19 protein-coding genes are annotated in these 24,815 nt (G+C 62.7%); 6 read left to right on the top strand and 13 right to left on the bottom strand.

Annotation, left to right across the window (positions count from 1 at the left end; genetic code table 11):
• Positions 1 to 108: 108 nt before the first annotated feature.
• Genes ACOVQ0_RS00360 through ACOVQ0_RS00350 form a run of 3 tightly spaced genes read right to left on the bottom strand, consistent with a single transcriptional unit; the run spans position 109 to position 3,583 of the window.
• On the bottom strand, positions 109 to 2,271 hold the full coding sequence (locus ACOVQ0_RS00360) for a TonB-dependent receptor (RefSeq protein WP_421878573.1): 2,163 nt from the start codon (positions 2,269 to 2,271) through the stop codon (positions 109 to 111).
• Positions 2,272 to 2,282: 11 nt separating this feature from the next.
• Positions 2,283 to 2,483: a hypothetical protein gene (locus tag ACOVQ0_RS00355; protein ID WP_421878570.1), complete on the bottom strand. Its 201-nt coding sequence runs from the start codon at positions 2,481 to 2,483 to the stop codon at positions 2,283 to 2,285.
• Complete coding sequence (locus ACOVQ0_RS00350) at positions 2,480 to 3,583, bottom strand: PepSY-associated TM helix domain-containing protein (RefSeq protein WP_421878567.1); 1,104 nt, start codon at positions 3,581 to 3,583, stop codon at positions 2,480 to 2,482. The genes ACOVQ0_RS00355 and ACOVQ0_RS00350 overlap by 4 nt, the downstream gene beginning before the upstream one ends.
• 420 nt (positions 3,584 to 4,003) lie before the next feature.
• On the opposite strand from ACOVQ0_RS00350, the gene ACOVQ0_RS00345 reads away from it, so the two are divergent.
• Together ACOVQ0_RS00345 and ACOVQ0_RS00340 are read left to right on the top strand one after the other, a co-directional pair.
• Positions 4,004 to 5,200 carry an acyl-CoA dehydrogenase family protein gene (locus ACOVQ0_RS00345; RefSeq protein ID WP_421878564.1) on the top strand — a complete coding sequence of 399 codons (1,197 nt, stop codon included), beginning with the start codon at positions 4,004 to 4,006 and terminating at the stop codon, positions 5,198 to 5,200.
• Positions 5,197 to 6,261 (top strand): phosphotransferase, encoded by a 1,065-nt coding sequence (locus ACOVQ0_RS00340; protein ID WP_421878561.1) that lies wholly within the window; start codon positions 5,197 to 5,199, stop codon positions 6,259 to 6,261. The genes ACOVQ0_RS00345 and ACOVQ0_RS00340 overlap by 4 nt, the downstream gene beginning before the upstream one ends.
• A 52-nt stretch (positions 6,262 to 6,313) precedes the next feature.
• On the opposite strand, the gene ACOVQ0_RS00335 is transcribed toward ACOVQ0_RS00340, so the two are convergent.
• The 3 genes from ACOVQ0_RS00335 to ACOVQ0_RS00325 all read right to left on the bottom strand — a co-directional run bounded on the left by ACOVQ0_RS00335 (position 6,314) and on the right by ACOVQ0_RS00325 (position 10,757).
• Positions 6,314 to 7,723, bottom strand: a complete 1,410-nt coding sequence (locus ACOVQ0_RS00335; protein WP_421878558.1) for a TolC family protein — start codon at positions 7,721 to 7,723, stop codon at positions 6,314 to 6,316.
• Positions 7,724 to 7,890: 167 nt separating this feature from the next.
• On the bottom strand, positions 7,891 to 9,048 hold the full coding sequence (locus ACOVQ0_RS00330; protein WP_421878555.1) for an efflux RND transporter periplasmic adaptor subunit: 1,158 nt from the start codon (positions 9,046 to 9,048) through the stop codon (positions 7,891 to 7,893).
• 2 nt (positions 9,049 to 9,050) lie between these two features.
• Positions 9,051 to 10,757, bottom strand: a complete 1,707-nt coding sequence (locus tag ACOVQ0_RS00325) for an ABC transporter transmembrane domain-containing protein (RefSeq protein ID WP_421878551.1) — start codon at positions 10,755 to 10,757, stop codon at positions 9,051 to 9,053.
• A 383-nt stretch (positions 10,758 to 11,140) separates the two neighbouring features.
• Here ACOVQ0_RS00325 and ACOVQ0_RS00320 point away from each other — a divergent pair, with 383 nt between their 5' ends.
• Both ACOVQ0_RS00320 and ACOVQ0_RS00315 read left to right on the top strand, forming a co-directional pair.
• Complete coding sequence (locus ACOVQ0_RS00320; protein ID WP_421878548.1) at positions 11,141 to 12,664, top strand: phosphomannomutase; 1,524 nt, start codon at positions 11,141 to 11,143, stop codon at positions 12,662 to 12,664.
• A gap of 55 nt (positions 12,665 to 12,719) precedes the next feature.
• The gene (locus ACOVQ0_RS00315) at positions 12,720 to 13,583 is read left to right on the top strand and encodes a bifunctional 5,10-methylenetetrahydrofolate dehydrogenase/5,10-methenyltetrahydrofolate cyclohydrolase (RefSeq protein WP_421878545.1); all 864 of its coding nucleotides are present in this window, start codon (positions 12,720 to 12,722) and stop codon (positions 13,581 to 13,583) included.
• A 144-nt stretch (positions 13,584 to 13,727) separates the two neighbouring features.
• On the opposite strand, the gene ACOVQ0_RS00310 is transcribed toward ACOVQ0_RS00315, so the two are convergent.
• The 4 genes from ACOVQ0_RS00310 to ACOVQ0_RS00295 all read right to left on the bottom strand — a co-directional run bounded on the left by ACOVQ0_RS00310 (position 13,728) and on the right by ACOVQ0_RS00295 (position 19,782).
• Positions 13,728 to 16,706 (bottom strand): hypothetical protein, encoded by a 2,979-nt coding sequence (locus ACOVQ0_RS00310; protein WP_421878870.1) that lies wholly within the window; start codon positions 16,704 to 16,706, stop codon positions 13,728 to 13,730.
• 65 nt (positions 16,707 to 16,771) lie between these two features.
• A complete protein-coding gene (locus ACOVQ0_RS00305; protein ID WP_421878542.1) occupies positions 16,772 to 18,298 on the bottom strand; it encodes a DHA2 family efflux MFS transporter permease subunit in 1,527 nt (508 codons plus the stop codon).
• Entirely contained in the window at positions 18,285 to 19,346 is a 1,062-nt protein-coding gene (locus tag ACOVQ0_RS00300) for an HlyD family secretion protein (RefSeq protein WP_421878539.1), read from the bottom strand. The genes ACOVQ0_RS00305 and ACOVQ0_RS00300 overlap by 14 nt, the downstream gene beginning before the upstream one ends.
• Positions 19,339 to 19,782 (bottom strand): MarR family winged helix-turn-helix transcriptional regulator, encoded by a 444-nt coding sequence (locus ACOVQ0_RS00295; RefSeq protein ID WP_421878536.1) that lies wholly within the window; start codon positions 19,780 to 19,782, stop codon positions 19,339 to 19,341. Before ACOVQ0_RS00295 ends, ACOVQ0_RS00300 begins: the two co-directional genes overlap by 8 nt.
• A gap of 52 nt (positions 19,783 to 19,834) precedes the next feature.
• Here ACOVQ0_RS00295 and ACOVQ0_RS00290 point away from each other — a divergent pair, with 52 nt between their 5' ends.
• Complete coding sequence (locus tag ACOVQ0_RS00290; protein WP_421878533.1) at positions 19,835 to 21,415, top strand: acyl-CoA dehydrogenase family protein; 1,581 nt, start codon at positions 19,835 to 19,837, stop codon at positions 21,413 to 21,415.
• A complete protein-coding gene (locus ACOVQ0_RS00285; RefSeq protein ID WP_421878530.1) occupies positions 21,415 to 22,266 on the top strand; it encodes an FAS1-like dehydratase domain-containing protein in 852 nt (283 codons plus the stop codon). Before ACOVQ0_RS00290 ends, ACOVQ0_RS00285 begins: the two co-directional genes overlap by 1 nt.
• Before the next feature lie 2 nt (positions 22,267 to 22,268).
• Here the strand turns inward: ACOVQ0_RS00285 and ACOVQ0_RS00280 are convergent, their stop codons facing one another.
• From ACOVQ0_RS00280 to cysC, 3 genes are all read right to left on the bottom strand, one after another.
• Positions 22,269 to 23,381: a helix-turn-helix transcriptional regulator gene (locus tag ACOVQ0_RS00280; protein WP_421878527.1), complete on the bottom strand. Its 1,113-nt coding sequence runs from the start codon at positions 23,379 to 23,381 to the stop codon at positions 22,269 to 22,271.
• A gap of 227 nt (positions 23,382 to 23,608) precedes the next feature.
• On the bottom strand, positions 23,609 to 24,349 hold the full coding sequence (locus tag ACOVQ0_RS00275; RefSeq protein ID WP_421878867.1) for a 3'(2'),5'-bisphosphate nucleotidase CysQ: 741 nt from the start codon (positions 24,347 to 24,349) through the stop codon (positions 23,609 to 23,611).
• A 28-nt stretch (positions 24,350 to 24,377) separates the two neighbouring features.
• Positions 24,378 to 24,815: adenylyl-sulfate kinase (gene cysC / locus ACOVQ0_RS00270; protein WP_421878524.1), on the bottom strand; the 438-nt coding region annotated here is incomplete at its 5' end.

Here is a 24,815-nt window from a genome sequence, read left to right as displayed (position 1 = left end):
TGCTTTCAACGTGATGAATGCACGCCCAGCGCAGGGGTTCCCGCTTTTATTGCAATGCAGCATCACCGGACGCAGCGTTCAGCCCCGCCCGGTGATGCTGTTTGCGTGTCAGAAATCGATGGACGCGCTGGCCCGGAACGTGCGCGGTTGGCCCTGCAGCAGCGCGGCGGCGAACACATCGAATGCCGATGCCCAGTACCGCTTGTTGGCCACGTTATCCACGCCAAAGCGCAGCGTCAGTGGCTTGCCGCCAGCATTGGCGACAAAACGTGCGCCCAGATCGAAGCGTGTCCATTCGGGGATTTCCAGCGTGTTGGCTACGTTCACGGCCTGCTTGCCAGTGTGAACCACGCGGCCCGTCAGCGTGAATCCGGTTGAGGGGATATCCCACTCCACGCCGGCATTCCCGGTCCATTCAGGCACGCCCACGGCGCGGTTACCCTGGTTGGCCCCGCCCAGCGTGCGGCGCAGCTTCGCATCGATCACCGATGCACCGCCGATAAAGCGCAGGCCGTCCACCGGTTCGCCATTGAGCGTCAGTTCCACGCCTTCGTTGCGCTGCAACCCGTTCAGGCCAAAGCGCACGCGCCCGTCGCCGGTCCCGGCATCCACCGAATAGGCGACCGGCAGATCGATGCGGAACAGCGAAAGCCCCGCTTCAAACCGGCCCATGCGCAGCTTGCCGCCCACTTCATACTGCTTCGACCGGATCGGCCCGAACACTTCGCCCGAATTGATCACCAGCGCATCGATCGGCGCGGTCGGTCCCTGTTGCAGTGCTTCCACGCGATTGGCGAAGAGTGAAAGCCCCGGCAGTGGCTTCACCACCAGGCCGACAACCGGCGTCGCCGCAGATTCCCGATAGGTGCCGTCCAACAGGCCGCCGTTATAGGCGTTATAGCTTTTCACCTCGATGTCCTGCAGGCGAAGCCCGCCAGTGATCAGCACCTTGCCATCGAAGAGGCCCACCGTGTCAGACGCGAAAGCGGACAGCAATCGGCTGCGGCTGATCGGGAACGGATTATCCAGATCGCCGCCGACAAAGGCCGAAGCCGGGATTGCCGCTTCAGGCGCATCATAGATGTTGGTGGCGAAGCCTGCAAAACCGGGACCATAAAGGAAATCGAAGGCGTTGCGATTGACCTGCCACACCGCGCTGCCGCCAAAGTTGAACTCATGCGTGATCGCACTGCCCAGCTTTACCGTGAAGCCCGCTTCGATGGCTTCGTTGTTGTCCGTGCGCGGCACATAAAGGGCATTGCCGTTGGCCGCACCGGTGGTCGCGTTCAACACGGTGATGCCGCCATAGATGCCCTCTTCGCTGCCATCGCGCGTGCCTGCGCTGATGTGGAACATGGCATTGTCGCCCAGATCCTGTTCGAACCGCAGCACGCCAAAAATGTCGCGCAGATCAGTGTAGGTCCAAGGCTGCGCATAGTTGGCCGAGGCATCAGGCACGGTAGGGATCGTGGCCGTGCCGATCGTCACCTTGGGACGCAGGCCATCCACTTCCACCCGCTGATAGCCAAGATCGAGGAAAAGGCGGGTGTTGTCATCACGCCAGTCGAATGCCGCACCGATCACGGCAGTTCGGCGGAACTCGCCGTCCACTGCCACATCGCCGCTGCGGAACGCACCATTTATGCGCACGCCAAAAGCGCCATCATCGCCCATGCGGCGCGATATGTCGAAGCTGCCGCCGAAATGCTGGTCAGAGATATATCCAAGGGTGGCGCGGGTCAGCGGCACATCACCCGCGCGCTTCAACTGGAGGTTGACCGCCCCGCCGATCGACGAACCACCGGGGGCGGCACCGTTGAGGAACGCCGATGCGCCGTTCAACACTTCGACCGACTGGAATAGTTCGGGAGCGATCAACTGGCGCGGGGCGATACCATAAAGCCCGTTCAGGCCGACGTCGTCACCATAAAGGGCAAAGCCCCGGATCACGAACTGTTCGGCAGCGTTGCCAAAGCCGTAGCTGGTGCGAACAGTGGGATCGTTTTCCAGAACCTGCCCCAGGGTGACAGGCTGCTGGTTCAGAATCAGCGCTTCGTTGTAGGCACGAATGGTGAAAGGCACGTTCTCTGCCCGCTGGCGGCCCAGCGCGCCAAGATCGCCTTCGCCCATCACCTGCGATGCGTTCAGCGCCTTGGCACTGACGATGATGTCGTCGGCGCCGTCACTGTCCGCAGCATCCTGCGCAAGGGCAGGTGTGGCCATAAGAGGAAGCAGCGCGGCAGCGACCAGCAGCGATGTGCGACGGTTCATGATATTCGCTTTCATTTCAAGGCAGCGCGCCGGATGCGGCGACGCCAGAGGATGACAAAGAGCAGGCAGGGCAGCACCAGCAGCGCCACCGAAACGAAATCGCGCCAGCCATCACCGGTCAGACCCAGGACAAGGCCGATCAGCGCCAGCAAGGCCAGGAATAGGGGAACGCCAAGAATCGCTGTTGCGCTCCGCTGGCCGGTTCGGCTCATCGGCGCTTGCCCCACCATAGTACCAGTCCGGTCCACAGTACCCACAGCGTCCCCACGGTAAGCAAGGCCCATACGATTTTGAGCATGAGCCCGCCGTAATCGCCAAAGTGCAGCGGTTTCGACAGCATCAGCGCCTGCATATAAGCGGGCATCGGGCGCACATCGATCAGCCTGCCGCTGGCCGCATCGACCAACGCCGGGGTCAGCACATGGCTGGTCAGCGGCGTATCGCCCTGAAAGAAGATCGCGTAATGGCGGGATGATGACCATGCGCCACCGGGGAAGCCGATAAACTGCGGCATCTGGCCCGGCAGCGCTGCCTGCGCCGCTGCCATTGCCCTGTCGATCGAACCATAGTTCGCCGGGGCCAGCGCGGGCTGGCCGCCCTGCTTGGCCACCATGCTTTCCAGTTCGGTCACGCGCCACACATCGGTAAGCGGGTCGGCAAAAGCATTGATCGCGCCGGTCAGGCCAATCACCGCGATCCAGCCCAGCGCCAGCACGCCGATCAGGTTGTGCTGATCCAGATTGCGCACCCGTGCCGACCGGTCGTGCCGCAGCGTGCCAAAGGCAAGGCGGCGCATGAAGGGCACATAAAGCACCACTCCGCTCACCAGCGCCACGATGAACAGCACCGCCATCGTGCCAAGGAACAGCATTCCCGGCAGACCCAGCAGCAGATCGGTGTGCAATTGCAGCAGGAAGTCCATGACCCCATCCTCCACAACTTCACCCACGTTCGCGCCGCTCGCTCGATCATAGGAGAACAGCCGCATTTCAGATCCCGGCGCATCGGCACGCGGCCCAACTGTTACGGTGATCAACGGATTGTCGGGCGAGAAACCGATGAACAGCGGCACGCCGGGCTTGCCGGCAGCGCGCGCATAGTCCGCCAGCGCGGATGCCACCACCGCATCAAGCGGCTGCCCACTCCGGGCCGAAGCAGCCCCCTGCAACTCGCCACTTTCGGACAGGTGCTCGATCTCATCATGGAAGATCAGCGGCAGTCCGGTCAGGCACAGCATGAACAGCGCCAGCGTGCAGACAAGGCTGCTCCACTTATGAGCCCATGCCCAGGCGGTGATCGTTCGATTCTGCACGGGCGCGCACTAAGCCCGCACAGCGCTGGCGTCAATGCGAATGGCTTGCAATAGCACCTTGACGAATCGCTGAGCGCAAGTGCGAAAATCGTCGAGCCACTTTCCCGCCACGGCGCCGCTTTTCTTCGCATGACGGCAATTTTCATCGCTGTCGTGCGATTTCGCGCGTGCGAAGTGTGAAAACGCGCACATTACAATCCGCCCGTTTTGGATATTCCCCTCCCTGCGACCCGAAGGGCTCTGCAGATGCAGGGTTCTTTACACTTCAGGGGCGGCGATCATTCGCCGCCCTTTTTTTCGTCGTTGCGCCAGTTTTTGACAGATCATGTTCGGCAAAGGCCTTGGCGCTTCCCCCAGCCCATTGTTTTCGTCAGGTGCAGTCCGCACGGTTTGCGTCGAAACGCTAGACCAAACCAACGGATGAGGACGACGATCGTGACGATCAGCAGCGAAGCACTGGAAATGGCCGCCCGCGTAGAAGCCTTCGTGCGCGAAAAGGTGTTTCCTTATGAACAAGACCCGCGCCGCGATCATCATGGTGCCCCGACCGACGAACTGGTCATGGAACTGCGCGAACTGGCGCGTGAAGCCGGTGTGCTGACGCCGCATATCCGGGGCGATGGTGGCCACTTCAACCAGCGCGAAACCGCGGTCATCCTGATCAAGTCGGGCCTGACCCCGCTGGGAATGCTGGCCTGCAACACGCAGGCGCCCGACGAAGGCAACATGTATCTGATCGGCAAGGTCGGCAACCCGGAACTGAAGCAGCGTTTCCTTGAACCGCTGGTGGCAGGCCGCGCGCGTTCGGCCTTTTTCATGACCGAGCCGGCAGACCTGCAGGGTGCGGGCGCCGATCCTTCGATGATGATCACCACCTGCCGCAAGGACGGCAATCACTGGGTCATCAATGGCAAGAAGGCCTTCATCACCGGGGCCGAAGGGGCCAAGGTCGGGATCGTCATGGCCAAGTCGGAAGATCCGGACAGCAAGGGCGGTGCCTGCATGTTCCTGGTCGATCTGCCCGACCCCGCCATCCAGATCACCCGCGTGCCCAACACCATCGACAGTTCGATGCCCGGCAGCCACGCCGAAATCGATATCGTGGATTTGCGCGTGCCTGCCGACCAGATGCTGGGTGATGCGGGCGAGGGCTTCAAGTATGCCCAGATCCGCCTGTCTCCGGCGCGTCTTTCGCACTGTATGCGCTGGCTGGGTGGCTGCATTCGCGCGCAGGAAATCGCGGTCGATTATGCCAACCGCCGCATGGCCTTTGGCAAGCAGTTGATTGATCACGAAGGCGTCGGCTTCATGCTGGCCGAAAACATGATCGATCTGAAGCAGTGTGAACTGATGATCGACTGGTGTGCCTCGGTGCTCGATACCGGATCGCTCGGCACGGTCGAAAGCAGCATGACCAAGGTCGCCGTTTCCGAAGCGCTGATGCGCGTGGCGGACAAGTGCGTGCAGGTGCTGGGCGGCACCGGGGTGACCGACAAGACCATCGTCGAAACGATGTTCCGCGAAATCCGCGCCTTCCGCATCTATGACGGCCCGACCGAGGTCCACAAGTGGAGCCTTGCCAAGAAGCTGCGCCGCGATTGGCGCAACGCGCAATGATTGGGTTGGCCGACGCAAACACCGGCGCGGGCAAGGTTCGCGTCGCGTTTGATGAAGTGGCGCTGGAAAGCTGGCTGGCGGCAAATGTTGCGGGCTTTGCCGGTCCGCTCACCGTCGAGCAGTTCAACGGCGGACAGTCAAACCCGACCTATCGCCTGACCACGCCCGCTGCGCGCTATGTCCTGCGCCGGAAACCGCCGGGGCCTTTGTTGAAAGGCGCGCACGATGTGTTGCGCGAAGCGCGGGTGCAGCGCGCGCTCCACGGCACCGACGTTCCGGTCGCGCAGATCTTCGCGGTTTGCGAGGACGAAAGCGTGATCGGCAGCGCGTTCTACGTGATGGACATGGTGGAAGGGCGCGTGTTCTGGGACGCCGCGTTTTCCGAAGTTCCCAAGGCTGCACGCGCGGCCTATTTCGACGAGATGAACCGCGTGATCGCGGCGCTGCATTCGGTCGATCATGAGGCGGTGGGCCTGGGCGATTATGGCCGCCCCGGCAACTACTTTGCCCGTCAGATCGGGCGTTGGTCGAAGCAGTATCTCGAAGACGAAATGGCTGGCCGCCTGCCCGATATGGATGCGCTGGTCGAATGGCTGCCCACGGCCATTCCCGAAGGCGATGAAACTTGCGTGGTCCACGGCGATTTTCGCTGTGATAACATGATCTTCCACCCCAATGAACCGCGTGTTCTGGCGGTGCTGGACTGGGAACTGTCCACGCTCGGCCATCCGCTGGCGGACTTTGCCTACCACGCGATGATGTACCGGATGCCGGGCGATATCGTGGCGGGGCTGGGCGGGGCCGACCCTGCGCCGCTGGGTTTGCCGACGGAAGCGGAATATATCGGCGCGTACTGCAAACGCACCGGGCGGACGGAGATTGCCAACTGGGATTTCTACCTCGCCTTCAACTTCTTCCGCCTCGCCGCGATCTTTCACGGGATCAAGGGACGGGTGCTGCGCGGCACCGCTTCCAACGCGCAGGCGAAGGAACGGGCAGAGGCTTTGCCAAGGCTTGCCGCATTGGCGCGTGAAGCGATGGAAAACTGCCGTTCGGCGTGAGGTAAGTGCGCTTAGGTGCGCTTAGGTGCGCGTAGGTGCATCCAGGTGCACTTCAGAGAAGCAGTTGTTCGCGGTCCGCCAAAGCCGCCACAAGCTCTGCCTGCGCGGCGGCGTGGCGGTAGTTTGCGTCGATTTCGCGGATGGTGGCATCGGCCAGCGATTCCTCACGCAGGTTGACCAGCAGGAAATCGCTCGCCCCCAAAGTAAACCGCCGCCTCTCCGCCTCGGCCATACGGCGGGCCAGCGCAGCTTCGGCGGTGGCAAGGCCCGCCAGCTTTTCAGCGCCGCCGACCTGCGTGCGCAAATTGGCGATTTCCACGCCGATCTGCTCCTCAAGGAAACGCAGCCGCACCTGCAACGCATCCTGCTCCGCCGCCACTTCGGCAATCCGTCCCTTGGCCGCGCGCCGTTCCAGCGGGACCGAGAACCGCACACCCACCGCGCCTTCCAGCGGTCGGCGGACGGGCGATCCGGGGCCGAAATCCTTCGATGCTTCAGCCTTCACATCAAGCCGCGGCTTCAATTCGTTGGCGGCAAGGCTGGCGCGGATCCCCGCCTGTTCGATCCGCGTAACAAGCGCCTGCAAATCGGGGCGTCCTGCAATCGCGGTGTTCTGATCGACAAGGCGCGGGGTGACGCCATCAGTCAGGCGCGGGGGCAGGCGGTCTGCGGCGGGCACGATGGGTTGGCCCAAACCATCGCGCAGGAACAGCGACAGGGCGTTGGCCTGCAACTGCAGGTTCTGTTCGGCCTGCACCATCAGCGACTTCCGCCGCATGATGTTCTGCTGGTTCTCCACGCCAAGGATGGCCGGGCGCGCGCCCAGACGGATCTGATCTTCAATCGACTTCTGGCGGGTTTCGGCCAGTTCATAAAGCTCACGGTAGATGCGCACGCGCAATCCCGCCGCAACCCACTGCTGATAGGCTTCGATCGCCCGCCGCTGCACGCCGATGGCCACCAGATCGCGGTCGAGCGCGGCCAGTTCGATATCGGTTTCGGCAACCGCGCGCCGCCCGCGCCGCTCATCGATCAGCCGGTCGCGCAGCAGCGAAAACGTTGCTCCGGCTTTCAGTTCGCCCAACTGGTTGGTGATCTGTTTTCCATCGTAGCTGGCAAAGCTGCCGGTGGACACGCGATAGCCGCCATAGATCTGCCCGCCATTGTTCTGCATCGGGCGATAGGCCGAAACTTCAGCGGTGGAGCCATCATAATAGCCCAGCGGGCGGGTATTGGCTTCGGCGTTGAATACCAGATCGAACGCACCTTCAGCCGTGAGTGCGCGTGCATCCGCCTGCCGCTGGCGGGCCATCGCTTCGATGATCTGCGGCGCGTGTGTGGCGGAGGATTCCAGCACATCGCGCAGCGTCAACTGGCGGTCGGTGGGTGTAGAGGCAACAGGCCTATCCTGCGCCAGCGCGGGCTGGACGATGCCTGCCATTGCGGCCCATCCAGCGAGCATGAATGCAAGCCCCGGCCTTTTCCTTTCGTCATTGCGAGCCTTGCGCAGCGAGGGGAAGCAATCCAGAGCGGGTTGCACGATGGCTCTGGATTGCTTCGTCGGCTTTGCCTCCTCGCAATGACGAGGGGTATTTTCAAAGGCCGCCAGGGCCTTCGTCAAAGAGCGGATCATTTGCCGTCCTCGCTCCCGCTATATTCACTGTCATAGCTGCCCGACTTGCCGCCCTTTGCCTTCGCGCCAGCCTTGTCGGACAGGGCCTTGGCCGCCGTGCCCTTGTAGGGGCCAGGATCAACGGGTGTCGGAAACTCCAGCGGGAAATCGTTGAGCTGACGCCACAATTCATAGCCGATGGTAACGGTTTCCATCTGGACCCAACCCCGAACTTTCGAGCCGAGACGTATGTAGTTTTCGTCCGGCCAGCCCGGCTTCCCCGGCATGGGTTCGACCAGCACGCGGAACAACCCGCTGGTCTGCGCCGAAGGATCGATGGTCAGCACGCGGCCATCGAACATGCCCTGCGCCACCGAAGGCCAACCGCTGAACTGGATGGCGGGCCAGCCTTCGAGGTGCAGGCGCACCGGCTGTCCTTTCCGCACCAGCGCCACGTCGCGGCCATCGACCAGCAGCTCGACCACGCGCTGCGCATTGTCCGGGGCCAGCGTTGCCAGCATGTCGCCCGCGCTGACCAACGTAGCCCCGGCGGCAGTGTTGAGCGACTGGATGCGGCCATCGTGCGGTGCGCGCACCAGCTGCGCCGACTGGCGGCCCAGCGCGATGTCGACCTTGCTAAGCTTTGCGCGGGTTTCAGCCAGCTTGGCGTTGAGTTCGGCGACCTTGATCTGCGCGCCTTCGAAATCGCGGCGCGCGGCCAGACCTTCGGCATAGAGCTGCGAATAGCGGTTAACGTCGAGCCGGGCGGTGGCCATCGCCTGTTCTGCGGCGGCAATCTGCGCAATCACCTGTTCGCGTTCAGCGCCAAGGCGCACGAGCAGATCGGGATCGTTGTCGATGATGCGGGCAATGGGATCACCCTTCTTCACCTGCTGCCCATCGACCACGAACCATTTTTCCACGCGGCCCGGCACAAGCGCCGTCACCTGCTGCACGCGATCTTCGGGATTGAGCGCGATAACCTCACCCCGGCCCGGCGCGGTTTGCACCCATTTGACAAGGAACAGTAGCACAAGCAGCAGCGGAATGGTAATCGCGATCATCCGCCCCAGCACGCGCGTGGTGCGGGGTACTTTCAGGCTGGAAAAGGTGCGAAACGCACCCAGATCGTGATGACCGGCGCGCGTGCCCGATGGCGTATTTCCGATTGCCATGATCAACGCTCCCCTTTGGCAAAGGGCAGAATTTCGGACAGGTCCGTCGATTGGTGCTGCGCGTCCGTGCCGATCCACAGCCACGAATCGCGGTGCAAGCCTTCGGGCCGCTCGGTAAATTGCAGCACGGTGGTGCCATGTTCGCGCAATGCCGCCAGAACGCGCGTCAGCCGCGCAGGGGGGATCATGTCGTAAAGCGGGGACAGCATCAGCACGCGCGGCCGGGCCAGCACCGCACCTGCGAGTTTCAGCGCCATCGTCTCACCCACCGAGAGTGGCCAGCCCGAGCCGGATAGCATCGCATCCAGCCCGCCTTCGAGCGCGCCGACGCGGCGATCCAGACCGACGAGTTCGAGCGCTTCGATCATCGTTTCCGGGCGGCCCGGCGCGCTGAGGCCGAGGTATTCGCGCACGGTCATCTCGACGATAGTGGGGCGGTCCAGCACGATCACATCGGAGCGCAGGCGGTACATGTCGAACGTGCCGAGATCCGCCCCGCCGACCGAAACGAAACCGCTTTGCGGCAGGTCCAGTCGCTTGAGCAGGGTGACAAGACCGCGTTCCACCCCCGGCGCGGCCAGCACGCCCACTTGTGCGCCCGCGGGCACCAAAAAATCGAAGTGATGCCCGGCGTGGCGCACATCGCGCAGGCGGATAGCGCCATCGGGCAGGGAAGGCGCATCGGCATCGACCGGCGATTCCTGCGGAATTTCCCAGAACAGGTGCAGCTCTTCAAGGCTGGCGGACAGATCGTAGAACACTTCAAGATAAGTGCCGAGCTGTGCGATGCCGTAGAACACGCTCGACAGGATCAGTTCGGCGGCAACAAGCTGGCCAATCGACAATTCGCCCTGCAGAATCAGCCAGCCACCCATCGCCAGAAGTCCTGCGCTGGCAAAGGCATAGAGCAGCAGCAGCGCGATAGTCTGGCTGAAGGTAGAGCGGAAGTGGCGGCGATGCGCGGCGACATAGCCTGCGGTCACTTCATCCGATCGTTCGATGGCATAAGTCATATGCCGACTGGATTTGTAGATGCCGTTGGAATTGCCGACCGTGCCCAGCCAGTGAGCGGTAGCGTGCTTGGCATGGCTCTTGGCCACGGCGCTGGCAATGGAGGCATTGGCCCAGATGCGCCAGATCACCAGCACCGTCAGCACCAGCACCAGATTGAAGGCCAGGAAGAACGGGTGATAGAAGCTGGTCACCATCAGGCCGACGATGCTTTGCAGAACGATGGTGAAACCGGCAATCAGCAGGCTGGTCAGCGATTTCTGCACCAGCCCCATGTCGAAAAAGCGGTTGAACAGATCGCCGCGCCGCGAATCCACGAAGAAAGGGTTCTGCGCATGGACCGCCCGCAGGGTGATTTCACCGACAAGACGCGCGAAAAAGCGCCGCTCGAACGCGGCGAGCAGATGGACGCGGAACGCGCTGAGCAGGCCTGCCAGCAGCAGCAGTGCCAGCAGGATGGCCGCCAGAGTGAGCAAAGGTGCGGGCAGGGCGGTATTGGCCACCGAATTGATCAGCAATTGCACCGAAATGGGCGTGGCCAGCGATAGCAGCGATATCGCCACGCCATAGAGCAGCGCAAGCCGCACGAAGCCTGCATCGGGGCCAAGCACCTGCCGCGCCCATCGCACGAAATCGCGGAAACGCGGGGGATTGTCATGCGTCGCGCCAGAAACGGCGTGGGCATTCGGAGAGGCCATCGGTTATCGCAATTCCCTTTTTCGCAGATGCAGCATAAATGGAGTGCGTTCGGTTACTTTGTTGAAACCGTCCGTGAACTTTTTTTGCTGGAATGCAGGGAATGGCGCAGGCAAGCGGTGTCGCAAATACGTGCGATGGGGATGCTATAATACAGATGACGTGCCTTCGTGGTCGAATGTCGGAATCTTTTTGGGCGGCTAAAAATATTTGATCCTGGCGGATTTCACGATTTTGACCTTTGCAAACACACACCCATCCTCCGAGGGAGGCAAATGGCAAAATCAATCCGATGGCGGGACCATTGCGCCAGTCGCCGCGTTCTTGAACGCGCGGTCGGAAAGGTTCGGGGCGGTCTGACGAGATTGATAGGAAGTGATTGACGATGAACGATATTAGCGGATCGACCGTAGCGGAATTGATGGTGCAAAGCGGGGTGCCATTCGGCACCAGCGGCGTGCGCGGATTGGCCGACGCCATGACTGACAAGCTGTGCCACGCCTATGCCACGGCGTTTTTGCAGTATCTGCGCCAGATCGGAGAATTTTCCGACGGAGACAGCGTGGCGATTGCCGGAGACTTGCGCGAAAGCACGCCCCGGATCATCTCCGCCTGCGCAACGGCTGTTCGCGATTGCGGGGGCGAGGTGGTCTATTGCGGCAAAGTGCCGACGCCCGCGCTGGCCCTGCACGCGATGGGAAATGCAATGCCATCGATCATGGTCACCGGCAGCCACATTCCGGCAGACCGCAACGGCATCAAGTTCTATCGCCCGCACGGTGAAGTTTTGAAATCGGACGAGGCGGGCATCGTATCGCAGCGCGTCACGGTCGATCCGGCACGGTTCGGCAATGACGGCAGCTTGCTCGCGCCGGTGGACCTGCCGGAAGTGACCGACGTGGTGCCGGCCTATATCCACCGCTATGTCGAGCATTTCGGGGCCGATGCGCTGGAAGGACTGACGGTGGGCATCTATCAGCACACTGCCGTTGGGCGCGATGTGCTGGCGCGTGCGGTGGCGGCGCTGGGTGGCACCGCTGTACCTTTCGGGCGCGAGACGGTGTTCGTGCCGGTCGACACGGAAGCGATCCGTGGTGAGGACATCGCATTGGCAGCGGAATGGGCAGCCGCAAACAAGGTCGATGCGATCATTTCCACCGATGGTGATTCCGATCGTCCGCTGGTGGCGGATGCACAGGGCGTCTGGCTGCGCGGAGACGTGGTGGGTTTGCTCTGCGCACGGGCCGTGGGTGCGGACGTGGCGGTGACGCCGGTCAGTTCCAACACCGTGCTGGAGGTGAGCGGGGCTGTGCCCAAAGTGGTGCGCACGCGCATCGGATCGCCCTATGTGATCGCGGCGATGATGGAGGCGGCTGAGGCCGATCCGGCGGCTTGCGTCTGCGGGTATGAAGCGAACGGCGGGTTCCTTCTCGGCTCTGCCGTGGGCGCGCTGGCGGCGCTGCCGACACGCGATGCCCTGCTGCCGATCGTGGCGGTGGTGCAGGCGGCAAAGGACAAGCCGATTGCCGATGTGGTGGCGGAACTGCCGCCGCGCTACACGTTCAGCGATCGCGTGGCGGACTTTCCGCAGGCGCACAGCGCGGCGCTGATCGCGCTGCTTTCATCCGGCGCCGAGGACGAGCAACTGGCGCGGATCGCGCGTCTGTTTGGTGAAATCGCGGGCTTTCCGACCGCTATCGACAAGACCGATGGCTATCGCATGAGCTTTGCCGATGGCGCCGTGATTCACTTCCGCCCATCGGGCAACGCGCCCGAACTGCGCTGCTATACCGAGGCGGAAAGCGAAGCCAAGGCGCGCGACCTGAACGAACGGGCGCTGGCCCACGTTCTGGCCGATGTTGTGCCCGAAGCGGTGTCTCTCGAAAAGGCTGCCGAAAAGACCGATTGATAAATTTGTATGCAACACATACAATATCACCGGTTGAGAGGGTGAGGTAAAAACAATGGCCCAGATTATCGATGGCAAGGCGCTGGCCGCGCAAGTGCTGGTCAGCACCGCTGCGGATGTGGCGGAGATGGTGGCCGCAGGCGCGCCTGCGCCGGGGTTGGCAGTGATTCTGGTCGGCAACGATCCGGCCAGCGAAGTCTATGTCGGGCGCAAGATCGCGCAGTGCCGCAAGGCGGGCATCCAGTCTATCGAACATCGCCTGCCCGCCGAGACGCCGCAGGAACAGGTGCTGGCGCTGATCGATACGCTGAACGCTGATGCGGGCGTGCATGGCATTCTGGTGCAGTTGCCGCTGCCCAAACATATCGACGCCGCGTTTGTGCTGGACCGGATCAATCCGGGCAAGGATGTGGACGGGTTCCACCCGGTGAATGTCGGGCGGCTTTCTACCGGGACGGGCGGGCTGGTGCCTTGCACGCCATTGGGCGTGATGTTGCTGCTCGATAGCGTCATCGACGACTATCGCGGACTGAACGTGGTGGTGATCGGCAAATCGAACATCGTGGGCAAGCCGGTTTCGATGCTGCTGCTGGAACGTGAGGCGACCGTCACCGTCACCCACATCGAAACGCGCGACCTGCCCGATGTGGCGCGCAAGGCCGACGTGATCGTGGCCGCTGCTGGCGCGCCACATCTGGTGCGCGGATACTGGGTGAAGCCGGGGGCCGTGGTGATCGACGTGGGCATTACCCGCGTGGTCGATCACGATGGCAACACGAAGATCGTTGGCGATTGCGCCACGCACGAACTTGACCACGCCAAAGCGGTAACGCCTGTTCCGGGCGGGGTAGGCCCGATGACCATCGCCTGCCTGCTCAGCAACACCGTGACGGCGGCGAAGCGATCGATGGTTGCATGAAATGCAATTGAGATAGCGTGGTTCGCACTTGCGGAAACCGGTGTCACAATGGATAAGGAACCTGCCTTTCAGGCATCCTCTCCCAAACTTTCAAAGGGGGCCAGCGCAAGCCGGCCCCCATTTTTTTGGCTTGAATATGTGGGCTTAAATCAGCCAGATATCGCCAGCGCTCACGGCGGGCAGTCCGGTGAGTATGGCGATGTGGATCTGTGCCGCACCGCCCTTGCCATCGGCATCATAAAGCAGCGCACCGGTGGCCGGATTGTAGATCAGGTGGTGATCCACCGTGGCCGCAGCCGTGCCGACATGAAATGCGCTTGCCGCAATCTGCCCGGCAGCATCCCCGGCAAACGCGGTGAACACCGATCGGTCAAATTCGATACGGTCGGTTCCGCTGGCAAAATCGGTTATGGTATCCCGGTCCGCGCTGGGGCCAAGCACATCGAACACGAACGAATCCGCGCCGATTCCGCCGGTCAGCCTATCGCCCTGCGCACCACCGGAAAGGCGATCATTCCCCGCGCCGCCGATCAACGTATCCTTGCCCTCAAGACCGAACAGCGCGTTCGCGCCGTCATTCCCGGTCAGCACATTGGCAAGGTCGTTGCCGGTCCCTGAAAGGTTGGCCATGCCCGTCAGCACGACATTTTCGACATTTGCCGCCAGCACACCAAGGCTGACAGACGTGCGGACGGTATCTGTGCCCTGGCCTTCCAGTTCAATCAAAACGTCGCCAACGGCATCCACCACAAAGAGATCATCGCCAAACCCGCCATCGAGCATGTCGTCGCCGATTCCGCCATCCAGCGTGTCGTTGCCATAATAGCCAAGCAGGTGATCGTTCCCGCCGAGGCCCGAAAGCACATTTGCACCATCGTTTCCGGTAATGGTGTTAGCAATGGCATTGCCCGTGCCCGCAAGGCCGGTGGTGCCCTGCAACTGAAGATATTCCACGTTATCAGCAAGGGTTGTGCTGATCTTTGACAGTACGATATCAAACCCTTCGTCGGCCTGCTCGGTTACAGTGTCGGCAGTGTTATCGATCCAGTACCAATCGTTGCCTGCGCCACCAACCATTGCATCAATGCCAGTGCCGCCATCGAGCATATCGTTGCCCGCACCGCCAAACAGCCGGTCATCGTTGGCGTGGCCTAGCAGGGTATCGTCACCGTCACCGCCGGTAAGCGTGTCGTTCCCGGTGTCTCCGCCCAAGGTATCGGCACCGAGGCCGCCATCAATTACGTCATTGCCCGCGCCGCCGTTGATCACATCGTTGCCATCCAGCCCGAACATCGTGTTCGCGCCGCGATTGCCGACCATCAGGTTGCTCAGCGCGTTGCCCGTGGCGGAAAGCGCCGCCGATCCTGAAAGTGTCAACCTTTCGACATTGGCGGAAAGGGTGTGGCTGACGCTGGAGACGACCTCATCGATCCCGGCATCCTGATCCTCGATCACCACATCGCCCGCATTATCCACGATATAGCGGTCATTCCCGGTGCCACCGATCATGGTATCGGCACCGGTTCCGCCATCGATCACGTCGTCACCACCCAGCGCGGTGATATGATCGCTTCCGCCAAGTCCGCTGAAGCTGTCAGCGAAGTCCGAACCGATGATGGTGTCGGCGCCAGAGGTGCCGGTCCACACCATCGCGTCTCGCACATCAGCCACGTTCACCGTCACGTCTTGCACATCGGTGTCATGGCCATCGGAAACGGTGATCTGCACGGCATAAGTGTTGGCGTGGAACGCGGTGCCCTCGAAATCGGGAGCAAACCGGAACGCCAGCGCGCCCGTCTGCGCATTGATCGTGAAGTACCCGGCATCCGCGCCGCCGCTGATCGACCAGACCAGCTTGGCGTTCACATCACCGTCGCTGGCCGTGGCAGTGGTGACCGCAGTGGTGTTTTCAAACACGGTATAAGTTGCTGTTACGCCATCGCCCGATGTGATTTCCGGTGCATGGTTGGGGCCAAAGATGCGCGCCCTGATGCCGGTAACGTCTGTGTCCTGCGCATTGAAGCGCGGATCGTACCACCCGGCGAAAAAGCCGCCGCCCGCCAGCGCTTCAATATCGACGCCGAAATAGGGCTGCGCGCCAGTGCGATCCAGCCATGACTGGCCGCCCACTTTTGCCCCGCTCGCGTCGAAAGTCTGGACGGTAACGCCATAACCTTCGCTGACGATGAAGCCTTGCCCGTTGACGTAGAAGGACGGGCGCCGCCACGCCACGGTGAACGAACCATCAGCGGAAACCGCAAGATCGGGCAGTTCGTTGTAGGTATTGTCCAGATCGTTGACCAGAACCTGCCCGCCCACAGCCGCGCCATTGCTGGCAAAGCGCTGAAGATAGATGTCCTGCCGCCCGTTCAGCGCCACCACGCCCACGGCCACCATACCACCACCGGGCAGCGCTTCGAAATCCCAGCCCGAATAGTTACCACCAAGGCTGATGTGCCCGCCAAGGGCCACACCGGCGGCGCTGCAATTGCGCAGATAGGTCAGACCATCGGCATGGTTCGTGATTACGCCGAAGCTGCCATCGGCGCGGGTCACGATTTCGGCCTGCGCGCTTAACGGAAGGGCCGAGGCAATGACGAAAGTAGAGCCGACCGCCGCACCATCGGTATCGAAAACCTGCGCGCGCATCTTTTTCGCAGCGGTATCGAGCCATGATACGACCAGCTTGCCGTCAGCCAGAAATGCGATATCGCGGCTGAATTCGGTAAAGATCGTGGTGGTGAGATAGGAAAGCTCTGCGCCCACCTTGTTTCCGGCAGCATCGAACGCCTGCCCGCGCACGAAAACGTCCGTGCTTTCGCCAGAAAGATCGCTGCTGGTCCATGCTGCGATGAAGCCGCCGCCGGGCAGCGCACTGATAAGCGGGCGATCTTCAACACCCGCCTCGGTGGTGTTCAGCTGGATTTCCGCACCGATCTTGATCCCGCCTGCGGTAAAAATCTGCGCGGTGACCGAATTGAGATCGTCGTCCGCCGTGGTGACGCTGGGGAACACCATCACAATATTGCCATCAGCCAACTGCGTTACGCTGGGCGAGCCGCGCGTCGTCGTTGGGGTGGATTCGACGGTAAACTTTTCACCAAGCACCAGATTCGCCGTCATCTTCACCCTCGCACCAAACGTGCGCGAGTTTTACTTTCGCATTTCGCGAACGCAATCGTTTCTGATCAGCGCTGCGTCTTTGCGATGCGAACGAAGAACAACAACGGGACGGCAACAAGACAGGCCAGCGCCATCGCGTAGAAATCGTTGATATAGGCGATCATGGCCGCCTGCTGGTTCACCATGCCATCCGCAATGCGCAACGCGGCTTCGCCCGCAGTGCCATAGGCGCCCAGCTGATCGAGATTGAACGGCACGGCGGACTGCGTGACATGCGCGCCCAGTTCCGCGTGGTTGATCTGCACGTTGCGCGCCAGTTCCACCGATGCAGCAGAAATGCCGATCGAGGATCCGATGTTGCGCATCAGGTTGCCCAGACTCGAAGCATCCGTGCGATACTGGGGTGAAAGCGTGGCGAACGAAATCAGGTTCATCGGCATGAAGGTGAAGCTGAGGCCAAGTCCCTGCAGCAGCCCCGCCGCGATGATCGGCCCGCGCGGCATTTCTATTGACCACCCGGTCATCATCCACATCGATCCGCCCATCATCAGCAAGCCAACTGCCAGCAAAAGCCGCGCATCGACCTTGGCCATGAAGCGTCCGAACAGGGTGATCGATGCCAACATGCCGATCCCGCGCGGTGCCAGCAGCATTCCTGCCTGAAACGGCGTGTAACCATAGATCTGCTGCAGCAGGCCCGGCAGAAGTGCCATGACCGACATCATCACCAGGCCGATCAGGAACATGAACGCGAGGCCCACCGTGAAATTGCGATCCCGGAACAGCGCGGTGGGAAACAGCGGCTGCGCCGTGCCGGACAGGTGGAATATGGCCAGCCAACCAGCCCCGAAGGCCAGAACCGCATATGTCACGATCTCTGCCGAGGCGAACCAATCGAGCGTAAGCCCGCGATCGAGGATGAGCTGGACCGATGAAACGGCAATAGCGACCAGCAACCATCCCCGAAAATCGACGCGGCGTTCGCGCGTGGGCGTTTTCGGCAGGTAGAGCAGCAGCAGCAGGAAGCACAGTATTCCGACCGGAAGATTCACGTAGAATACCCAGCGCCAATCGAAATTGTCGGTCAGATAGCCGCCAATGATCGGGCCGGTGATCGGCCCCAGCATCACGCCTTGCGTATAGATGCCCATCATGCGCGGACGTTCTGCCGCCGTGCTGGAATCCAGCGTCACCGTTTGCGCCAGGGGTGAAAGGAACGCGCCGGCCAGCCCTTGCAGGATGCGGAACAGCACCATCTGTTCAAGGCTTTGCGCCACCCCGCAGAGCATCGACGCCACGGTGAACAGCAGGACCGATGCCAGCATCATGAAGCGAATGCCCAGCCTGTCCACCAGCCATCCGGCCAGCGGCAGCGCCACGGCAGAGGCCAGCACATAGCTGGTCAGCACCCAGGTGATCGTGTCCTGCGTTGCGCCCAGCGACGCCGTCATGTGCGGCAGCGCCACGTTGGCGATGGTCGTATCAAGCGTGTACATGACCATCGCGGCCATCGTACCGACCAGCATCAGCGGACGATTGCGCGAGACGATCGGCGGAGTGTCCGCCGAAGCGCCCGCGTTACTTGCCGACATAGACGGTGACTTCGGAACTCAACCCAGCAATCAGCGGCCTTTCCGACTTGCTGTCGATGGAAATGCGCACCGGCACGCGCTGGATCACTTTCACCCAGTTGCCGGTGGCATTCTGCGCGGGGAGGACGGAAAACTCCGACCCTGTGCCAGCGCCGATGGATTCAACCCGGCCTTTCAGCTTCAGACCCGGATAGGCGTCGATGCGGATGTCCGCCGACTGGCCGGGGCGCATGTGATTAAGATCGGTTTCCTTGAAATTGGCTTCCACGCGCGCGCTGCCATCGCGCACCAGCGAAACCAGCGGAACCCCGGGAAACACCATCTGCCCCACCTGCAACCGCGTGATCTGGGTGACAACGCCAGCGGCAGGCGCACGCACCACGGTGCGCTCCACATCGAGCGATGCCTTGGCCCGGCCTGCCTGCGCGGCGGCGATGGCGGGATTGACGCCGGGCACCTGTGCCCCGTTGGCCAACTCCGCCCGCGCCTGTGCAACGCCCGCTTCAATCGCCACGATCCGGTCACGCGCCACGGCAACTGCGTGGCGGGCGGCGTCCATGCGGGCACGGGTGTTGAAGCCCTTGTCCATCAAGGCCTTTTCACGGTCATGGTTGGCCTGCGCCAGCGCCAGATCATCGCGCGCTGCGGCAAGATCGGCGGCCTTGGCCGTGACATCGGCGGAAAGCGCCGTGACCCGCGCCTGCGCCGTGGCGATCTGCGCGTCTGCCTGCTGGATCGCGGCGTTGAACGTCGAAGGATCAATGGTGAACAGCACATCGCCTGCTTTAACGTGCTGGTTCTCACGCACGTTGACCTTGGTGATCAGGCCCGAAACCTCGCCCGCCACGCCAACGATATCCTGCTTGATATAGGCGTTGTCGGTTTCCACCACGCCGGGCTGGCCGAACCAGTACCACAGCCCGGCCCCCACGGCGAGGATCGGTCCCGCCAGCATCAGCACCGACCGAAGGCGGCGCTTCTTTTGCGGTGCCGCGCTGCCTGCGCCACCTTGAACGTCCGATGGGGGAAAGGGGTCTGCTTCAGCCATTATCTGGTTCCAGTGAAAGCTCGTCCGAAAGATTGGTACGGACCCGATCGAGCAGGGCGAGCAATTGTGCGTGTTCCGCATCCGAAAAGCCGGACACGGCATCGGCCAGCGTGGTCTGTGCGCAGCTTGACATGCGTTGCATCAGATCATCGCCCTTGGCCGTAAGGTAAAGCCGCCAGCGCCGCCGGTCTGTCGGATCGTCACACCGTTCGACCAGTTCCAGCTTTTCGAGCCGGTCGATCATGCGCCCGGCAGTGATCGGCTCAACTTCCAGCCAGTTTGCCAGCGCGCCCTGATTGGTGCCCGGTTCGCGCTGGATCGCTGCCATCATCCGCCATTGCGGGCCAGTGACGCCAAACTGGCGCGCGGCCACGCCAAACCGCTTGCGGAACAGGCGTCCGACATCAGATGACAAGAAGGCCACGTTGACTCGCATGTCGTGGCGATAATAGCAGTGCTTATGTTCGGCAATGCAGAAAAAGGTGAGGATGTTCGCGCAAGAACTTGAGGCGGCACGCACGTTGCGGGACACGGTCAAGGCTGCACTGGCGCAGCGGCTTGGCGATGATCGCATCGACGCCCATCAGCGCGCCGCCCACGGCTTTGCCTGGGTGGCGACAAGCGTTGCCGCGCTGGAGGCTGTGGCCGGATGGGCGACGCAATCAGGTTCGGAACTTGATGTGGACGTGGCCCGGCTTGCCTTTGCCGAGACGCTGGCGCAGCTCGTCGGTGGATTGTCGATGGGGCAGAACGAGGTGTTCCGCCCCGCCGACCTCGGCCTTGGCGCGGCGGCGCGTGCGCTGGCGGAGATGTGCTCCGGGCTGGTTGATGCAGACCACGCCGCCACCCGCGCCACTGTGGCCGCAGCGTTGGCGGCGGGGCAGGGGCCTTCCCAAAGCCTTGGCGATACCGATCTCGATACGATCCGCGACCAGTTCCGCCGTTTTACCGACGCGGAAATCCTGCCGCACGCACACAAATGGCACCTCGCCAATGCGCTGATCCCCGATGCCACGGTGCAGGCGATGGCGGACCTCGGCACGTTCGGCGTGTGCATTCCCGAAGCGTTCGGCGGGCTGGGTCTTGGCAAGCTGGTAATGTGCGTGGTGACCGAAGAACTCTCGCGCGGGTGGATCGGCGCAGGATCGCTTGGCACCCGGTCCGAGATCGCGGGCGAACTGATCGTGCTCGGCGGCACGGCAGAGCAGCAGGCGCATTGGCTTCCGCGCATCGCCAGCGGCGAAGTGCTGCCGACCGCCGTGTTCACCGAACCCGATACCGGGTCAGACCTCGGATCGCTGCAAACCCGCGCGCGGCGGGAAAGCGAAGGCTGGACCATCGACGGCGCAAAGACATGGATCACCCATGCTGCGCGATCGGATATGATGACCCTGCTGGCCCGCACGCTGCCCGATACGAAGGGCTACGTCGGTCTTTCCATGCTGCTGGTGCCCAAACCGCGCGGGACGGACGCAGAGCCATTCCCCGCAGACGGCATGACCGGCAGCGAAATCGAAGTGCTGGGCTATCGCGGGATGCGCGAATATGCACTGCAATTCGATGGAATGCGCGCGCCCGCCGATGCCCTGCTGGGCGGCGAAGAGGGGCAGGGCTTCAAGCAACTGATGCGCACGTTTGAAGGCGCCCGCATCCAGACCGCCGCGCGCGCGGTGGGCGTGGCACGGCGCGCGCTGGAACTGGGGCTGGACTATGCTTTGGGCCGCAAGCAGTTCGGCAAGGCCATTGTCCATTTCCCGCGCGTGGCCGACAAGCTGGCGATGAGCCTCGTCGACACGATCATGGCCCGCGAACTGACCTATGCCGCCGCCCGCGCCAAGGACAGCGGCAAGCGCTGCGATATCGAGGCGGGTATGGCCAAGCTGCTCGCCGCGCGCGCGGCATGGGCCAACGCCGATGCCGCATTGCAGATCCACGGCGGCAACGGCTATGCGCTGGAATACGAAATCAGCCGCGTGTTGTGCGACGCGCGCATACTCAACATCTTCGAAGGCGCGGCGGAAATTCAGGCGCAAGTGATCGCACGCGGACTGCTGGAAGGGCGCAACTGATGGGCCAGTGGGATCGCTGGATCGGGCGAAGCGAACAGCGCTCGGACCGGGTGGACGCGGGGCTGGTCACGCGCTGGCTTGCCACGCTTGATCGTGATGCCCCCGAAGATTGCACCGTTCCGCAAGGTCTGCACTGGTGTCTTTGTCTGCCCGATGCGCCCACAGCAGGGCTGGGCGCCGATGGCCATCCCTTGCGCGAGGACAGCGACAACGGCTTTCTTCCCCCGGTGCCCCTGCCGCGCCGGATGTGGGCATCCAGCAAGGTTGAATTTATCACGCCCTTGCGCATCGATGGGCGAATTGAGCGCGTTTCCAACATTGCCGCCATTACCGAGAAGTCCGGCAGCAGCGGCACGCTGGTCTTCGTCGATATCGCGCACGAAACGATCTGCGACAGCGTGCTGTCAGTGCGCGAAGTGCAGACGGTGGTCTATCGAGATGCCGCACCTTCCGGCACGCCACCGGTGCCGCCTGTGCCGGGTGAGGGCGCTTTCAACCCCGCGCCGTGGGCCTTGCATCGTGCGGTGGCCCCGACCGAAACCCTGCTGTTCCGCTTCTCCGCGCTCACATTCAACAGCCATCGCATCCACTACGATCTGCCTTATGCGCAAGGTGTCGAGGGCTATCGCGGGCTGGTGGTCCACGGACCGCTGACGGCGACTTTGCTGCTGGACATCGCCCGGCGCACGCTGGGGGACAATGCCTTGAAGCGCTTCACGTTCAAGGGTGTTTCCCCGGCAATCTGCGGCGAACCCCTGCATCTGGCAATGCGCGGCAGCGGCGAGGCCATCGAACTCGGCGCTTTTGCGGAAGACGGGCGCCAGATCATGGCGGCCACGGCTACGGCCTGACTCTACGCCAGAGGGCAGGGGCCACTGAGCACGAGCCGCACCAGATCGGCCTGACCGCTGGTTCCGGTCTTGCTGTAGATGCGCTTGGAATAGTTGCGCGCGGTTTCGGCTGTCAGGCCAAGGGCCAGGCCCGCCGCCACCAGCGGCTCCCCCCGCGAAAGCGCCTGCGCCAGCGCGGCTTCCTGCGCGGAAAGACCATAGAGCGCACGCAGGACCGATGCGCCCGCCTCGGCATCCTCGCGCCGATCAATCCGTAGCGCGCCGACCACTGCCGGACGCGCCGCAGGGTCATCCAGCGGAAGGTCAGCGCGGCGCAACAGCAGGTCCAACTGGCGGCGCGGATCGATCTGCAGAACGTAAACCGCCGAACCATCTCCTCTGGCCAGCGCAGCACATATACTTTCGAGTTGCCGTGCTGCATCCGGCAGCAGTTGTAGCCGCCGCCCGGCACGCGAGCCGGGTTCTGGCAGAAAGGCCAGCAGGCTTTCGGCGAATGGGTCTGCCGCCATCACGCGACCATCGGCATCCAGCGCGATCTGACCGACACCCATCCGCTCCAGCGTCGTTTGCGCAAGACTTGTCTGCAAACGCTGGCCGATCAGCGCCACCAGTGTGCGCAGGGCGGAGGCGAGGTGGGGCGCGATGGCAGAGAGAAGCGAGACGGCAGGGGCCGAGAAATCCTCGCGCAGGCGGACCAGCACCAGCCAGCCATCGGCTGCACCGCCCGCGCTAACCCGCAGCCAACGGGCATAGCGAATGCCCATGTCTTCCAGCGCTTCGCGCTGAAGGCCGAGCTGCGCGGGATTATCGTAATCCAGCATCTCTTCCAGCGCATAGACCCGTTCGGGGCGCAACGCATGATGCGGATGCAGGCGCAAACCATCCAGTCTGCGGAAATCGAGCGGCGGTTCATGTGCGGCACGCGGCGCGCTGACCGGGATGACGACGGGGGCCTGATCGGGCGCAGCGTTGGCCAGAGTGAGGATCAGAAAAGCATGGCGCGCGCCGGTTCGTGCAACGAGATTGCGCATGAACAGGCCAAACGGCGGCGTTTCATGAATGCCCTCGATCAGGGGCAGGTACAGTTCGCGCTGGTCTGCGGACGTAAAGGCCATACGCCCCGCTCCCATATGGGAGCGAAGGCGTCAAGCTGTTGGATGTTTCCCCGGGGAAACCATATTGGTTCGTGCCCACAGCCGCTGACGCTGATATTCTACGTTCGTCATTGCGAACCTCGCGTAGCGAGGTGAAGCAATCCAGAGCGTTTTGGGCCGACTCTGGATTGCTTCGTCGGCTGCGCCTCCTCGCAATGACGAGGCGAGGGGACACGCGATCCAATTACCTATGCCTTGGGCGTGACCTTGGCGATCTCTGCCAGCACCATATCGGCGTGTTCCTTCCGGCAGATCAGCAGATCAGGCATGTAGGTATCGGCCTGATTGTAAACTAGCGGGCTGCCATCGATGCGCGAACAGTGCAGGCCATGCGCCAGCGCCACGGCGACCGGCGCGCACGAATCCCATTCGAACTGGCCGCCGGAATGCAGGTAGATATCGGCATCGCCGAGAATCACCGCCATCGCCTTTGCGCCAGCGCTGCCCATCGGCACAAGTTCGGCGCCGATGGATTCGGCCACCGTCACGGCTTCGTGCGCCGGGCGCGTGCGGCTGACGACCATGCGCAGCGTTGCGGGGGCAGGCGGAACCTCGCGCGGCTGATCGGTGCGCAGGATGATGTCCGCACCCGGCAGGGCCACCGCGCCAACAGTTGCCACACCGTCAACCGCAAGGCCAACATGCACGGCCCAATCCGCGCGCGCTTCACCATATTCGCGCGTGCCGTCCACCGGATCGACAATCCAGGTGCGCGAAATGGCCAGACGATCGAGGTTGTCCTTTTCCTCTTCCGAAAGCAGCCCGTCTTCTGGCCGCTGTTCGCGCAGGGCATGAACAAGGAACTGGTTGGCGGTGGCATCGCCCGCCTTACCCAGCTTCTTGAGGCTCAGCATCCCGCTTTCGCGCACGGTCAGCAGCAGCTTGCCCGCCACTTCGGCAAGATGCGCGGCAAGTTCGGCGTCGGTCATGGTGGTGTTATCGCTCATGCCCTGTTCCTCAACCCACCAGCAGCGCGACGATGCGTTCAGCCGCATCTTCGGGCGATTCCGCCGTGGTATCCACGCGGATTTCCGCGCTTTCCGGCGCTTCATAGGGGCTGTCAATGCCGGTGAAGTTCTTCAGTTCGCCCGAACGCGCCTTCTTGTAGAGGCCCTTCACGTCGCGGCTTTCTGCCACTTCCAGCGGGGTGTCGATGAACACTTCAACGAACTCGCCATCGGCCATCAGACTGCGCACCATCTCGCGCTCGGCGCGGAAGGGGCTGATGAAAGCGGTGAGGACGATCAGGCCCGCGTCGGTCATCAGCTTGGCCACTTCGCCCACGCGGCGGATGTTCTCGATGCGGTCGGCCTCGGTAAAACCGAGATCCTTGTTCAGGCCGTGGCGCACGTTGTCGCCATCGAGCAGGAAGGTGTGCTTGCCGATCGCGTGGAG

Origin of the sequence: Novosphingobium sp., from assembly GCF_049240505.1 — a bacterium.
GTDB lineage: Bacteria > Pseudomonadota > Alphaproteobacteria > Sphingomonadales > Sphingomonadaceae > Novosphingobium.
Note: the sequence above shows the minus strand (reverse complement) of the source record. Positions and strands in the feature narration are given on the sequence as shown.